At 68.4% G+C, this 14,359-nt stretch carries 11 protein-coding genes; all 11 read left to right on the top strand.

Going from position 1 to position 14,359, the window contains the following annotated elements:
• Positions 1 to 9: 9 nt before the first annotated feature.
• The 11 genes from dapA (at position 10) to C8J24_RS15490 (ending at position 14,354) form a co-directional block, all read left to right on the top strand.
• Complete coding sequence (gene dapA, locus C8J24_RS15540) at positions 10 to 909, top strand: 4-hydroxy-tetrahydrodipicolinate synthase (protein WP_107933778.1); 900 nt, start codon at positions 10 to 12, stop codon at positions 907 to 909.
• A gap of 115 nt (positions 910 to 1,024) precedes the next feature.
• Positions 1,025 to 1,507 carry an SsrA-binding protein SmpB gene (gene smpB / locus C8J24_RS15535; RefSeq protein ID WP_031395420.1) on the top strand — a complete coding sequence of 161 codons (483 nt, stop codon included), beginning with the start codon at positions 1,025 to 1,027 and terminating at the stop codon, positions 1,505 to 1,507.
• A 78-nt stretch (positions 1,508 to 1,585) separates the two neighbouring features.
• On the top strand, positions 1,586 to 2,071 hold the full coding sequence (locus C8J24_RS15530) for a DUF2062 domain-containing protein (protein ID WP_051916534.1): 486 nt from the start codon (positions 1,586 to 1,588) through the stop codon (positions 2,069 to 2,071).
• A gap of 92 nt (positions 2,072 to 2,163) precedes the next feature.
• A complete protein-coding gene (locus tag C8J24_RS15525) occupies positions 2,164 to 4,251 on the top strand; it encodes a M13 family metallopeptidase (protein WP_107933776.1) in 2,088 nt (695 codons plus the stop codon).
• Between the two features lie 286 nt (positions 4,252 to 4,537).
• The gene (locus tag C8J24_RS15520) at positions 4,538 to 6,589 is read left to right on the top strand and encodes a M13 family metallopeptidase (RefSeq protein WP_107933774.1); all 2,052 of its coding nucleotides are present in this window, start codon (positions 4,538 to 4,540) and stop codon (positions 6,587 to 6,589) included.
• An 80-nt stretch (positions 6,590 to 6,669) separates the two neighbouring features.
• Positions 6,670 to 9,054 (top strand): hybrid sensor histidine kinase/response regulator, encoded by a 2,385-nt coding sequence (locus tag C8J24_RS15515; protein WP_107933772.1) that lies wholly within the window; start codon positions 6,670 to 6,672, stop codon positions 9,052 to 9,054.
• A gap of 48 nt (positions 9,055 to 9,102) precedes the next feature.
• On the top strand, positions 9,103 to 9,453 hold the full coding sequence (locus C8J24_RS15510; protein WP_031396103.1) for a response regulator: 351 nt from the start codon (positions 9,103 to 9,105) through the stop codon (positions 9,451 to 9,453).
• Positions 9,454 to 9,570: 117 nt separating this feature from the next.
• Positions 9,571 to 11,292, top strand: coding sequence for a dihydroxy-acid dehydratase (gene ilvD / locus C8J24_RS15505; protein ID WP_031440068.1), 1,722 nt, complete (start codon positions 9,571 to 9,573; stop codon positions 11,290 to 11,292).
• A 106-nt stretch (positions 11,293 to 11,398) separates the two neighbouring features.
• The gene (locus C8J24_RS15500; RefSeq protein ID WP_107933770.1) at positions 11,399 to 11,674 is read left to right on the top strand and encodes a hypothetical protein; all 276 of its coding nucleotides are present in this window, start codon (positions 11,399 to 11,401) and stop codon (positions 11,672 to 11,674) included.
• Positions 11,671 to 13,161: an NAD(P)H-hydrate dehydratase gene (locus C8J24_RS15495; protein WP_107933768.1), complete on the top strand. Its 1,491-nt coding sequence runs from the start codon at positions 11,671 to 11,673 to the stop codon at positions 13,159 to 13,161. The genes C8J24_RS15500 and C8J24_RS15495 overlap by 4 nt, the downstream gene beginning before the upstream one ends.
• The gene (locus tag C8J24_RS15490; RefSeq protein ID WP_107933766.1) at positions 13,158 to 14,354 is read left to right on the top strand and encodes a class I SAM-dependent RNA methyltransferase; all 1,197 of its coding nucleotides are present in this window, start codon (positions 13,158 to 13,160) and stop codon (positions 14,352 to 14,354) included. The genes C8J24_RS15495 and C8J24_RS15490 overlap by 4 nt, the downstream gene beginning before the upstream one ends.
• Positions 14,355 to 14,359 lie beyond the last annotated feature (5 nt).

Below are 14,359 nucleotides of genomic sequence, written 5' to 3'. Positions count from 1 at the left end.
AATATACCGATGTTTGCAGGTTTTTCCTTTGCCGGGTCGATCCCGGCGCTCGTCACGCCGTTCGCCGCGGACGGTGCTTTCGACGAGCAGGCCTATCGCGATTTCGTCGAGTGGCAGATCGCCGAGGGCTCGTCCGCGCTGGTCGCGTGCGGCACCACGGGCGAGGCAGCGACCCTGTCCTATGACGAGCATTTCCACGTCGTCCGCGTCTGCGTCGATCAGGCGAAGGGCCGCGTGCCGGTGATCGCCGGGGCGGGGTCGAACGACACACGCGTCGCCTCGGCCAATCTGCGTGCGGCGCATGAGGCTGGCGCCGATGCCGCGCTGATGGTCCCGCCCTATTACAACCGCCCGAGCCAGGAGGGGATCTTCCGGCATTTCGAGGCGCTCGCCGCCGATGCGCCGCTGCCGATCATCCTCTACAACGTGCCCGGCCGCACCGTCACCGACATCCAGCCCGCGACGCTGGCGCGGGTCGTCACCGCCTTTCCGCAGGTGTTCGTCGGCGTGAAGGACGCCAGCGGCGTGCTCGCCCGCGTGTCGCAGCATCGCGAAGCCTGCGGGCCAGACTTCTGCCAGCTGTCGGGCAATGACGACCTCGCGCTCGCGTTCAACGTGATGGGCGGTACCGGCTGCATCTCGGTCACCGCCAACGTCGCGCCGAAGCTGTGCGCCGAGTTTCAGGCGGCGTGCCAGGCGGGCGATTTCGTCAAGGCGCTCGCCTACCAGGACCGTCTCTATCCCCTGCACGACGCGCTGTTCACCGACGCGTCGCCGGGCCCGGTCAAATACGCGATGGCGCGGGTACGGGCCGGCTTCCCCGAGACGCTGCGCCTGCCGATGACCCCCGCGGGCGATGCCTCGCGCGCCGCGGTCGACGCGGCGCTGGCGCACGCCGGCCTGGTCTGATCCCCGTCCGTCATCCTGACGCACGTCAGGATGACGGGGGGACCGACAATTAACGTCCAACGCGATACGACGCCCGCTTCCCCTTCGCCCTCCGACCTCCTACATCGCGCATCCCATGGCACGCCCCAAACCCCCGACCTTCGAAAAGACCAAGATCGTCGCCGAGAACCGGCGCGCGCGGTACGACTATTATATCGAGCAGGTGTTCGAGGCGGGGATCGCGCTGACCGGCACCGAGGTGAAGGCACTGCGCGGCGGCGAAGGCTCGATCGCGGAGGCCTATGCCGAGGTGAAGGGCAGCACGGTCCAGCTCGTCAATTCGAACATCCCCGAATTCAGCCACGGCAACCGCTTCAACCATGAGCCCAAGCGGCCGCGCAAGCTGCTGCTGCACGAGCGCGAGATCAACAAGATGTTCGGCGCGGTCGCGCGCCAGGGCATGACGCTCGTGCCGCTGATGATCTATTTCAATTCCAAGGGCCGCGCGAAGGTCGAGCTCGCGCTCGCCAAGGGCAAGCAGAACCACGACAAGCGCGATTCGGTGAAGGAACAGGACTGGAAGCGCGAGCAGGGCCGGATCATGCGGGATCGTGGATAGGCCGTGACCAGGGCGCCGGTCGGTCTTTTCGGGCGCCTCGCGGCGTGGTCGCATCGCAATCTGCCGACCCGCGATTCGATGGAGCGCAACCGCCTGTTGCGCCCCGTCGCGCACCGCGTGCTCGCGCCCGAACTGTGGCGCTTCACCCGGCGCTCGGTGCCGCGCGGCGTCGCGCTCGGCATGGTCGCGGGGATCCTCGTGCCCGTCGCGCAGACCCCCGTCGCCGCGCTGTTCGCGCTGCCGTTCCGCGCCAATGTGCCGACCGCCGCGCTGACCACCTTCATCACCAATCCGCTGACGACCCCGCCGCTCTGGATCGCCGCCTATTGGATCGGGTCGTGGATGCTGCGGATCGACGCGCATGTCCCCGGCCAGCCGGTCGCCGAAGCCGCCGCGCAGGCCGACTGGATCCCCTGGCTGATGCAGGCGGGGCCCGCCACCGCGCTGGGCCTCCTTGCCATCACCATCGTCGCCTCGATCGGCGGCTATGCACTCAGCGCGCTCGGCTGGCGGCTGTGGATTGCCCGCAAGTGGCGGCACCGCCATGATAATCGCGGATCGTAACAATCGTCACTATCTGTCGCCCGACGAATTGACGGAGCGTCTTATCGGCGTAGAACACACGGCATCCTGAAGTTCTTCCCCGAGGGTCTCTGATGCGTACGTCGATTGTCACCGCCATTCTGCTCGCCTCCGCCGCAACGGTCTCGGCCCAGACCAGTCAGACCCCGGCCCGACCGGCCGCGCCGTCGCCCGCGCTCGCAGGCGCGGCAAGCGGTCCCGTCGCGCCGAAGGATGCGAACAAGCCGCAGATCGGCGATTTCGGCTTCGACATGGCCGGGCGCGATACCACGGTGAAGCCCGGCACCGACTTTTTCGACTATGCCAATGGCGGCTGGGAGAAGGCGACGCCGATCCCCGCCGATCGCTCTTCCTACGGCATGTTCCACGTCCTCCAGGACCTGTCGCTCGAGCGCACCCGGACGATCCTCGACGCCGCGACCGCAAAGCCCGGCGACAAGGTCGGTGAATTCTACGCCAGCTTCATGGACGAGGCAGCGGTCAACGCGAAGGGTGCGGGGCCGGTGAAGCCGATGCTCGCCGCGCTCAAGACGACCACCGACAAGACCGCGCTCGTCACCCAGATTGCGAAGCTGCAGCGCCAGGGGGTCGGCGGGCTCGTCGGCGTCGGCGTCCAGCAGGACGACAAGGATCCGACCACCTATGTCGTCGGTTTCGGCCAGAGCGGCCTCGGGCTGCCCGATCGCGATTATTATCTGAAGGACGATGCCAAGCTCGCCGCGGTCCGTACCGCCTATCAGGCGTATCTCGCGCAGATGCTGACGCTCGCGGGCGAGCCCAACGCCGCCGCGCGCGCCGCGGCGGTCTTCGCGATGGAGAAGGGGCTCGCCACCGCGCACTGGACGCGGATCGAAAGCCGCGACGCGGACAAGACCTACAACAAATGGACCGCCGCCGATTTCGCGGCCAAGGCGCCCGGCTTCCCCTGGGCGCAGTACATGACCGCGATGGGCGTCACCGGCCGTCCCTTCTACCTCGTCGCGCAGCCGAGCGCGCTGACCGGCGAGGCGAAGGTCTTTGCCGACACCCCGGTGAACGTCCTTCAGGACTATGCGATGCTCAAGGTGCTGCGCGCCTATGCACCCTATCTCTCGAGCGATTTCGACAAGGCCAATTTCGGCTTCTACGGCACCACCCTGTCGGGCACACCCGAGCAGCAGGTCCGCTGGAAGCGCGGCGTCTCGACCGTGTCGGGCGCGATGGGCGAGGCGATCGGCGAGCAATATGTCGCGAAATATTTTCCGCCAGAATCGAAGGCGGCCGCCGATCAGCTCGTCAAGAACGTCATCGCGGCGATGGGCGACCGGTTGCGCAACCTCGCCTGGATGGCGCCCGAGACCAAGACCAAGGCACTCGCCAAGCTCGCCGCCTTCACCCCCAAGATCGGCTATCCTGATAAATGGCGCGACTATTCCGCGCTCCAGGTCCAGCGCGGCGACCTCGTCGGTAACGTCGCGCGCGCCAACGCGTTCGACTATGATCGCGACCTCAAGAAGCTCGGCCAGCCGATCGATCGCGGCGAATGGTTCATGACGCCGATGACGATCAACGCCTATGCCAATCCGACGATGAACGAGGTCGTCTTCCCCGCCGCGATCCTCCAGCCGCCCTTCTTCGATCCAAAGGCGGATCCGGCGATCAACTATGGCGGCATCGGCGCGGTGATCGGTCACGAGATCAGCCATCATTTCGACGATCAGGGCCGCAAATACGACGCCAGCGGCAAGCTCACCGACTGGTGGACGCCGCAGGACGTCGCGCGCTTCAAGGTCTTCACCGACGCGCTGGTCAAGCAGTACGACGCCTATGAGCCCTTGCCCGGGCTGCACGTCCAGGGCGGCCTGACGCTCGGCGAGAACATCGCCGATCTCGCCGGCCTGACCGTCGCCTATGACGCCTATCACCGCTCGCTCGGCGGCAAGCCCGCGCCGGTGATCGACGGCACTACCGGCGACCAGCGCTTCTATTATGGCTGGGCCGGCGTCTGGCGCAGCAAGTTCCGCGAACCCGCACTGCGCCAGACCTTGCTGTCCGATCCGCACTCGCCGGGTCACCAGCGCGTCCTCACCGTCCGTAACCTCGACCCCTGGTACGCGGCGTTCGGCGTGAAGCCCGGCGAGGCCAGCTACCTCGCCCCCGCAACCCGCGTCCGCATCTGGTAATCCGCTCCCGCCGACCGCCCCAGATACACCCCACCCCGGCGAAGGCCGGGGCCCAGTTGGGGAACAGACGTAAAGGCGGATTATCCCTCGTTACCAAACCCCTCCCATCCGTATCTCGCAACCTGTCTCAGCCGACCGCCCGAATTATCCACCACCCCGGCGAAGGCCGGGGCCCATTTGGGCGACAGACGTAATGGCCGACTGTCCATCGTTACCAAGACCTTCCCAACTGGGCCCCGGCCTCCGCCGGGGAGGTGTACCGCCAACGAAATTCCAGGAGTCCCCCATGAAGACCTACATCGCCGCCGGCCTGCTCGCCGCCACCGCGATCGCCGGCGTCACCGCCGCCATCTCGCAGACCGCCGAACCAACCGCCGCGCCCGCCGCGCCGGCCTCGACCGGCGCGCAATATGGCAGCTTCGGCTTCGACGAGAAGGGCATGGACAAGAGCGTCCAGCCCGGTGACGATTTCTACGCCTTCGCCAATGGCAACTGGGCGAAGACCACCCCGATCCCCGCGGACAAGTCCAATTACGGCGCGTTCAACTTCCTCTCCGACCTGTCCGAGACGCGCACCCGCGGCATTCTAGACACCGCGGCCAAGGACCCGAAGTCGAAGATCGGCCGCGCCTATGCGACCTTCCTCGACACCGGCACGATTGAGGCCAAGGGGCTGGCGCCGATCCGGCCGTGGCTCGCGAAGATCGCCGCACTGAAGGACCGGGCGGGCTATCCCGCGCTTCTCGCCGAGGCGGATCGCGCCGGCATCGGCGGCCCGTTCGGCAGCGGCGTCGGCCAAGACGACAAGATCCCCGAGCAATACGCCCTCTCGCTCGGCCAGTCGGGGCTCGGCCTGCCCGACCGCGACTATTATCTCAGCACCGACGCCAAGCTGGTCGAGGCGCGCACCGCCTACCGCGCGCACATCGCCAAGATGCTGACGCTCGCCGGCGAACCCGATGCCGAGGCGCGCGCCGCCGCCTTGCTCGCGTTCGAGACCGAGATCGCCCGGGTCAGCTGGACCCGCGTCGACAGCCGCGACGCGACCAAGACCTATAACAAGATGACCGTCGCCGATCTCGCCAGGCGTGCGCCCGGCTTCGACTTCGCGGGCTATTTCAAGGCGACCGGCACGCCCGTTCCGACCGTCATCGTCGCACAGCCCTCGGCGATCACCGGCATTGCAAAACTCGTCGCGACCGCGCCGCTCGGCGTGCTCAAGGACCAGCTGATGCTCCGCTTGCTCGACGGCTATGCGGACGTGCTGCCAAAGGCGTTCGACGCCGAACAGTTCGCCTTCTACGGCACCGTGCTCGGCGGCACCCCCGAGCAGGAGGCCCGCTGGAAGCGCGGCGTCCAGTTCACCAGCGACGCACTCGGCGACGAGGTCAGCAAGCTCTACGTCGCACAGTATTTCCCGCCCGAAACCAAGGCGGCAGCCGATGTGCTGGTGAAGAACGTGCTCGCCGCGATGGGCCGCCGGATCGACAAGCTCGACTGGATGGCGCCCGAGACCAAGCAGAAGGCGCACGCCAAGCTCGCCGCCTTCACCCCCAAGATCGGCTATCCCAGCCAGTGGAAGGACCTGTCCGCGCTGACGATCACGTCCGGCGACGCGTTCGGCAACGAATGGCGCGCCAATGAATGGCAGCATCAGGACAATATCGCCAAGCTCGGCAAGCCCCTGCAGCGCTGGGAATGGGGCATGACGCCGATGACGGTCAACGCCTATGCCAATTTCGGGATGGTCGAGATCGTCTTCCCCGCCGCGATTCTCCAGCCGCCCTTCTTCGATCCCAAGGCCGATGACGCGGTCAATTATGGCGGCATCGGCGCGGTGATCGGGCACGAGCTCAGCCATCATTTCGACGACCAGGGTTCGAAATACGACGCCAAGGGGCAGCTCACCGACTGGTGGACGCCCAAGGACATCGCCGGCTTCAACGCGCTGACCGGCAAGCTCGGCGCGCAGTACGACGCCTATGAGCCGCTGCCCGGCATGCACGTGAAGGGCCAGCTGACGATGGGCGAGAACATCGCCGATCTCGCCGGGCTCACGGTCGCCTATGACGCCTATCACACCGCGCTCGGCGGCAAGGCGGCCCCCGTGCTCGACGGCTTCACCGGCGACCAGCGCTTCTATCTCGGCTGGGCGCAGGTCTGGCGCCGCAACTACCGCGAGGCGAACCTGCGGCAGCGGCTGCTGACCGATCCGCATTCGCCGTCGCAGCAGCGCGCCTCGGTCGTCCGCAATCTCGACCCCTGGTACGCCGCCTATCAGCCCAAGCCGACGCAGCGTCTGTATCTCGCCCCCGAACAGCGCGTGCGCATCTGGTGACCGGCCGCGTCCCTGCCCGGGAAACCGGGCGGGGACATGATGCTTGACCCCAAACCCCCGAACAGCGGAAGAGGCATCGCATGGTTTCGCTTCCGCCCCAGACCGGCCTCGGGCCGAACCGCCGCGCCGCCCTCGTCGCGGCGGTGACGGGGATCGCCGCGTCGGGGCTGGTGCTCGGCATGATCGGCGACATCGTCGTCGCGGCGGCCTTTCTCGCCGCGGCGATCATCGTCATCGGCGCGGTGATCGTCTGGCGGTTGCTCGCGCGCGCCGGCAGCGCCGATCTGCGCACGATCGACTGGGACTTTACGCGGGCCGTCGCGCAGGCGAGCGGCGATGCGATCGCGGTGACCGATCGTGCGGGCCGGCTGGTCTGCGCGAACGATGCCTATGACGCGGTGTTCAGCGGCTTTCCGACCCCGCCGGGGCTGCCGCTCGACGCGAGTGGGGTCGTATTGCTCGCCGAGGCCGGACGCACCGCGTGGCGCGACGGTCATGCGCAGGCGGAGCGGCTGGTCGCCAACGGGCTGCGCATCTCGGCATCGATTACCCGCGCCGGCGACGAGGCGGACATGCTCGTCTGGCGGTTCGTCACCGCGCCCGACTATGACCTCGCGCAGACCGCCGAACGGCTGATCGACGGGCCGACCGGCGACCGGCTCGGCGGCAGCGGGATCATGGCGGCGTTGCTCAGCGCCGACGGCCGCGTCCGCGCGACCAACCGCGTGCTCCGCGTCCGCGCGATCGGCGACGAGCATGAGGCGATCGAGGGACGCGACTTCGCGCGCTTCCTGATCACCGACAATCGCGGCCTCGTCCGCTTCGCGCGCGAGGGTGGCGCGGGGACGCCGCTGCGCGTAGTGCAGGTGCCCTTTGTCGAGGGCGACGACGCCCCCGTCCTCGTCATCCTGCTCGACGACGAGGAGGATGCGCCCGCGATCGGCGCGTCCGCGTCCGCGCATGTCCGCAGCCTCGTCAGCCTGATGCCGTTCAGCATGGCGCTGGTCGATCGCGAGGGCCGCTTCATCCAGATGAACGATTCGTTCCTGCGCGCCGCCGGGGTCGTCGGTGCCGCGCCGCCGCTCTACCCCGGCGACCTCGTCGTGCGCGAGGACAAGACCGCGGTCGCCGACGCGATCCGCCGGTTCGCGGGTGGGCAGACGCATTCGACCGACATGGCGGTCCGGCTGAAGGATCATCCCGACGAGCCGGTCGCGCTGACCATCGCCGGCGCGCGCGGGCTCGGCGACGCCGCCGTGCTGCTCAGCCTCAAGGACAATAGCGAGGAATCGCGACTGAAGCGCGAGGTGGCGCAGGCAACCAAGATGCAGGCGGTCGGCCAGCTCGCCGGCGGCGTCGCGCATGATTTCAACAACATCCTGACCGCGATCATCGGGCACTGCGACCTGATGCTGATGCGCCATTCGCCCGGCGACAGCGATTATGACGACATCCAGCAGATCCGCACCAACTCGAACCGCGCCGCCGGACTGACTCGCCAGCTGCTCGCCTTCAGCCGCCAGCAGACGCTGCGCCCGCAGATCCTGCAGTTGCCCGACGTCGTGTCCGAGGTCTCGAACCTGCTCAAGCGGCTGATGGGCGAGACCGTCCGGCTCGACATGATGCACGGCCGCAACCTGGGGCCGGTCCGCGCCGATCCGGGGCAGCTCGAACAGGTCGTCGTCAATCTCGCGGTCAACGCCCGCGATGCGATCCTGTCCGCCAACCCGCGCGGCGGCGGCACGCTGACCATCACCACGCGCTCGGTCTCGGCGACCGAGGTGCGGCAGATGGCCTCCGACATCCTGCCGGTTGCGGACTATACCGCGCTGATCGTCCAGGATACCGGCACCGGGATCCCGCCCGAGGTCCTGCCGAAAATCTTTGAGCCGTTCTTCACGACCAAGGAATTCGGCAAGGGCACCGGGCTCGGCCTGTCGACCGTCTACGGCATCGTTAAGCAGTCGGGCGGCTATATCTTCGCCGAATCGCAGCCGGGGCAGGGGGCGACCTTCACCATCTTCCTCCCCGTCCACGCCGCCCCCGCCGCGCCCCGGCTCACCGCGCCCAAGCCCGCGGCCAAGCCCGCCGACCTGTGGGGCACGGGGACCATCCTGCTTGTCGAGGACGAGGACATGGTCCGCGCAGTCGCCGAACGCGCGCTCACCCGCCAGGGCTATAGCGTGCTGACCGCGGAGAATGGCGAGGTCGCGCTCGAGATCATGGCGAAGAACGGCCGCCCGGACCTGCTGATCACCGACGTGGTGATGCCGACCATGGACGGCCCGACGATGGTCCGCCACGCCCGCGAGAAATATCCCGACCTGCCGATCGTCTTCATGTCGGGCTATGCCGAGGAACAGCTGCGCAAGTCGATCGATCTCGACAATGTCGAGTTTCTTCCCAAGCCCTTCTCGGTTCAGCAGCTTGCCGAAGCCGCGCGCGACGTTCTTGCGGCACGTTAAGCAACAAGATGTTGGCGCTCGGCGAAATTGCCGCCTAAGGTACAAAATATGAACGTGCCACAGCAGATCCTCATCGTAGAGGATGAACCGTTGATCGCCATGATGCTCGAGGATTTCCTCGAGGTGCTGGACAAGGGCGTCGCAGGGTCCGTCGACACCGTCGCCGATGCCCTGCACCGCATCTCGGCCGGGGGTGTCGACGCCGCGATCCTCGACGTCAACCTGCGTGGCGGTGAGAAGAGTACTCCGATCGCCGAACGGCTTGCCGAAGGCGGAATTCCCTTCGTGTTCGCGACCGGCGGTGGCGATGACGGCCTCGATCCCCGTTTCCGCGACCGGCCCCGCCTGCAGAAGCCGTTCACGATGGACGGCGTCGCCAAGGCGCTCGAAAGCCTCTGACGGTCCGCCGCGCGGGCTCTGCGGTCCTCGTCTGGCCGCGGCCGCGGCGGATAAAACTGCAAATCCATACGCAACTGTCTTGCGTAAAGGCCCCGTCTCGCGACATAGGCGGTCGCCATGACCCGTATATTCGATAAATCGCGCCTGCCGAGCCGGCATGTCTCCGTCGGTCCAGAGCGTGCGCCGCACCGCAGCTATTACTACGCGATGGGTATCCCCGAAGAGGATATCGCGCGTCCGTTCGTTGCGCTTGCGTCCGCCGGCAACAACTCGGCCCCCTGCAACACCACGCTCGACGCGCAGGCCGATGCCGCGCAGGCGGGCGTCATCCAGGGCGGCGGGATGCCGCGCCGCTTCAACACGATCACCGTCACCGACGGCATCGCGATGGGGCATCAGGGGATGAAGGCGAGCCTCGTCAGCCGTGAAGTCATCGCCGACTCGGTCGAACTCTCGGTCCGCGGCCATTGCTACGACGCGTTGGTCGGCTTTGCCGGCTGCGACAAGTCGCTGCCCGGCATGATGATGGCGATGCTCCGCCTGAACATCCCGTCGGTGTTCGTCTATGGCGGTTCGATCCTGCCCGGCCGCTATCAGGAACGCGACGTCACCGTCGTCGACGTGTTCGAGATCGTCGGCAAATATGCCGCTGGCGCCTGCCCGCTGTCGGAGGTGCATGCGCTCGAGAAGGTCGCCTGCCCGGGCCACGGCGCATGCGGTGGGCAATATACCGCCAACACCATGGCCTGCGTTGCGGAAGCGATCGGATTGTCCATTCCGAACAGCAACATGGTGCCAGCGCCTTACACGACGCGTGAACAGATCGCGGTCGCCGCCGGCGCGCAGGTCATGGAGTGCCTGGCCGACAATATCCGTCCACGCGACATCTGTACGCGCGAGGCCTTCATCAATGCGGCGCGAGTCGTCGCCGCGACCGGCGGGTCGACCAATGCCGCGCTGCATCTGCCCGCCATGGCGTCGGAAGCGGGGATCGAGTTCGACCTGTTCGACGTCGCGGAGATCTTCAAGACAACGCCGTATATCGCCGACCTCAAACCCGGTGGTAAGTATGTCGCCAAGGACATGTACGAGGCGGGCGGCGTCTACATGCTGATGAAGACGATGCTCAGCGGCGGATTCCTCGACGGCAGCTGCATGACCGTCACCGGCAAGACGCTGGCCGAGAATATCGACCAGGTGACGTGGAACCCCGACCAGAAGGTCATCTACGATATCAGCACCCCGCTGACCCCGACGGGTGGCGTCGTCGGCCTGCGCGGCAGTCTCGCCCCCGATGGCGCGATCGTGAAGGTCGCGGGCATGCACCGGCTTCAGTTCAGCGGCCCGGCGCGCGTGTTCGACTGCGAGGAGGACACCTTCGCCGCGGTCGAGGCGCGCGCAATCAACGAGGGCGAGGTCATCGTCATCCGCTACGAAGGTCCCAAGGGTGGCCCGGGCATGCGCGAGATGCTCTCGACCACCGCCGCGCTCTATGGCCTCGGCATGGGCGAGAGCGTCGCGCTGATCACCGACGGCCGTTTCTCGGGCGGCACGCGCGGCTTCTGCATCGGCCATGTCGGCCCCGAAGCCGCCGATGGCGGCCCGATCGCGCTCGTCGAGGATGGCGACATCATCCATATCGATGCCGAGGCGGGGACGATCGATCTTGATGTTCCCGAGGACGTGATGGCGGCACGCCGCGCGGTCTGGGTCCCGCGCAAGACCGATTACGGCTCGGGCGCGCTGTGGCGCTATGCGAAGACCGTCGGTCCGGCGTACAAGGGCGCGGTCACGCACCCGGGAGCCGCAGCCGAAACGCATGTCTACGCGGATATCTAAACGATCGCAGTATCTTGTCGGGCTTGTCTCACTCCCGCTGGCAGCCTGCGGGAGCGGCAAGCCCGACGCCGGTGACACGGCGTCGCGCCGCGACGACCCACCCGTCATGCATGTCCCCTGCGCCAAGGGGGCCGCCGCCCTGGCCCCCGACTGCACGATCGAGCAGGCGCGCGGTGCAGATGGCGTGATCCTGACCCTCCGCCACGCCGATGGCGGCTTCCGAAAGTTGCGCGTCGCCCCCGACGGCCGCAGCGTCATCGCCGCCGACGGGGCCGAGCGGGCGCGCGTCACGGCATCCACGCCCGGCAGCATCGACGTCGCGCTGGGCACCGACCGCTACCGCCTCCCGGCGACAATCCAACCGGACGCGAACGGCTCATGATCCGGATCGAGGGCCAGCCCGTCCTGACCGCCGCCGAGATGCGTGCGGCCGAGGATGCGGTGATCGCAACCGGTGTCACGGTCGATACGCTGATGGACCGCGCGGGCACCGCGATCGCGCACGCGGTCCGCCGTCTGGCGGGATCGAACGCTATCCTGATCCTGTGCGGTCCCGGCAACAATGGCGGCGACGGCTATGTCGCCGCGCGCGTGCTCGCCGAACTGGGCGCAACCGTCCGCGTCGCCGCACTGTCCGAACCCCGCACCGACGCTGCCAGCGCGGCAAGGGCAGGGTGGCCCGGTCCCATCGAAGCGCTCGCCGAAGCGAAGCCCGCGCCCGTCCTGGTAGACGCCCTCTTCGGCACCGGCCTCACCCGACCCTTGAATGGTACCTCTCCCCAAACCCCAAACACCCCCCCGGCGAAGGCCGGGGCCCAGTTGGGCACCGCTATCGACGACGTGCCCGGTTCGCCCAACTGGACCCCGGCCTCCGCCGGGGAGGTATCTGTGGTGGAGCGCCTCCACACCCTAACCACCGCCGCCACCCTCGCCATAGCCATAGACCTCCCCAGCGGCCTAGCCACCGACTCCGGCCACGCGCTCACCACACCCCCGGTCTTCCACCTCACGCTCGCCCTCGGCGCACTCAAACCCGTGCACCTGCTCCAGCCCGCCGCCCGCTATTGCGGCGAGATCCGCCTCCTCGACATCGGCGTCCCCGTCACCAGCCAGATCGAAGTACTCAAAAGCCCGCACCTCGCACCCCCCGGACCCGATGCGCACAAATACACCCGCGGCATGGTCGGGGTCATCGCCGGCACGATGGCGGGCGCCGCCGACCTCGCCGCGCTCGCCGCGATGCGCGCGGGCGCGGGCTATGTGACGCTGCTCGGTGACAGCGCGGGCCCGCCGCACGCACTCGTCCGTGCGGCATTCTCCGACCACGCGCTCGCCAACGACCGGATCGGCGCGCTCGTCATCGGCCCAGGCCTCGGCCGCGACGATACCGCCCGCGTCCGACTCGACGCCGCGCTGGCGGCCAGCCACCCGCTCGTCCTCGACGGCGACGCGCTCCGCCTGCTCGATCCCGACCGGATCCGCGCGCTCACCGTCCCCGTCATCCTCACCCCGCATGCCGGCGAGTTCGACGCGCTGTTCGGGCGATCGGCCGACGACAAGATTACCCGCGCCCGCGACGCCGCCGCGCGCACCGGGGCGATCGTCGTCTTCAAGGGCGCGGACACCGTCATCGCCGCACCCGACGGCCGCGTCCGGCTCGCCCCCGGCGCGAGCGACTGGCTGTCCACCGCCGGCACCGGCGACGTCCTCGCCGGCGCGATCGGCGCGATGCTCGCCGCAGGGCTCGATCCGCTCGCCGCCGCCGCCGCGGGCGTGTGGCTTCACGGCGAGGCTGCGCGTCGCTCCGGGCCGGCATTTATCGCCGATGACTTGGCGGATGCGCTCCGGTCGGCCAGAGCGTCCTTATGACCAGTGACCCAACGACCGACACCATCGTCCGCGTCGCCGCGCGCGGCGACGGCATCACCGCCGACGGCCGCCACGCCGCCTTCACCGCGCCCGGCGACACGCTCGCGGCCGACGGCAGCGTGACCCACGGCCCGCACCACCAGACGCCGCCCTGCGTCCATTTCCCGACCTGTGGCGGCTGCCAGCTCCAGCATCTCGACGACGAGAGCTACAGCGCCTTCGTCACCGACCGGATCGCCTCCGCGCTCGACGGGCAGGGCCTGTCCGCGCCGATCCGCACCCCGCACATCTCGCCGGTCCGCAGCCGCCGCCGCGCGACGCTGCATGCCGAGGCGAAGGGCGGCAGGATCACGCTCGGCTTCACCGCCGAGAAGGCGCATCTGATCGTCGACATCAAGGAATGCTGGATCCTCGATCCGCGTCTGTTCGCGCTCGTCTCTCCCTTGCGCACCCTGCTAAAGCGCCTTAATTTCCGCCGCCGTGCGGACATCCACCTGACGCTCGCGGACCAGGGCGCCGACATCCTCATCACCGGCTTCGCGCCCGAAGGCCTCCCCGCCGCCGAAGCGCTCACCCGGTTCTGCGAGGAGCACGGCATCGCCCGCGTCGCGTTCGACGATGGTCTGGGGCCGGAGACGCGCTGGGAGCCCGATGCGGTGACGATCACGCTGGGCGGCGTCCCCGTGCCGCTGCCACCCGCCTCGTTCCTCCAGGCGACCCCCGACGGCGAGGCCGCGCTCACCGAAGCAGTGCTCGAGGCGATCGGTACGCCCGCCACCGTCGCCGACCTGTTCGCCGGGCTCGGCACCTTCACGCTCGCGATCCCGGCGAAGGTCTATGCCGCGGAGGGCGCGCGCGACGCGCTGACCGCGCTCAAGGCCGCCGCGCACCGCCTGCAGCGCCCGGTCTTCCCCGAACACCGCGACCTCTACCGCCGCCCGCTGACGGTGGCCGAGCTCGACCGGTTCGACGCGGTGGTGATCGATCCGCCCCGCTCGGGCGCGCGCGAACAGGCCGGCGCGCTCGCCGCGTCGAAGACGCCGGTGATCGTCTACGTCTCGTGCAACCCGGCGAGCTTCGCGCGCGATGCCAAGGAGCTCTGCGACGCCGGCTGGCGGATCGACTGGATCCAGCCGGTCGGCCAGTTCCTCTGGTCCACCCATGTCGAACTCGCTGCGAAGTTCGTCCGCTAAGATAT

It is taken from the genome of Sphingomonas aerolata (genome assembly GCF_003046295.1).
Lineage (GTDB): Bacteria > Pseudomonadota > Alphaproteobacteria > Sphingomonadales > Sphingomonadaceae > Sphingomonas > Sphingomonas aerolata.
This window is presented reverse-complemented; position numbering and strand designations above follow the sequence as displayed.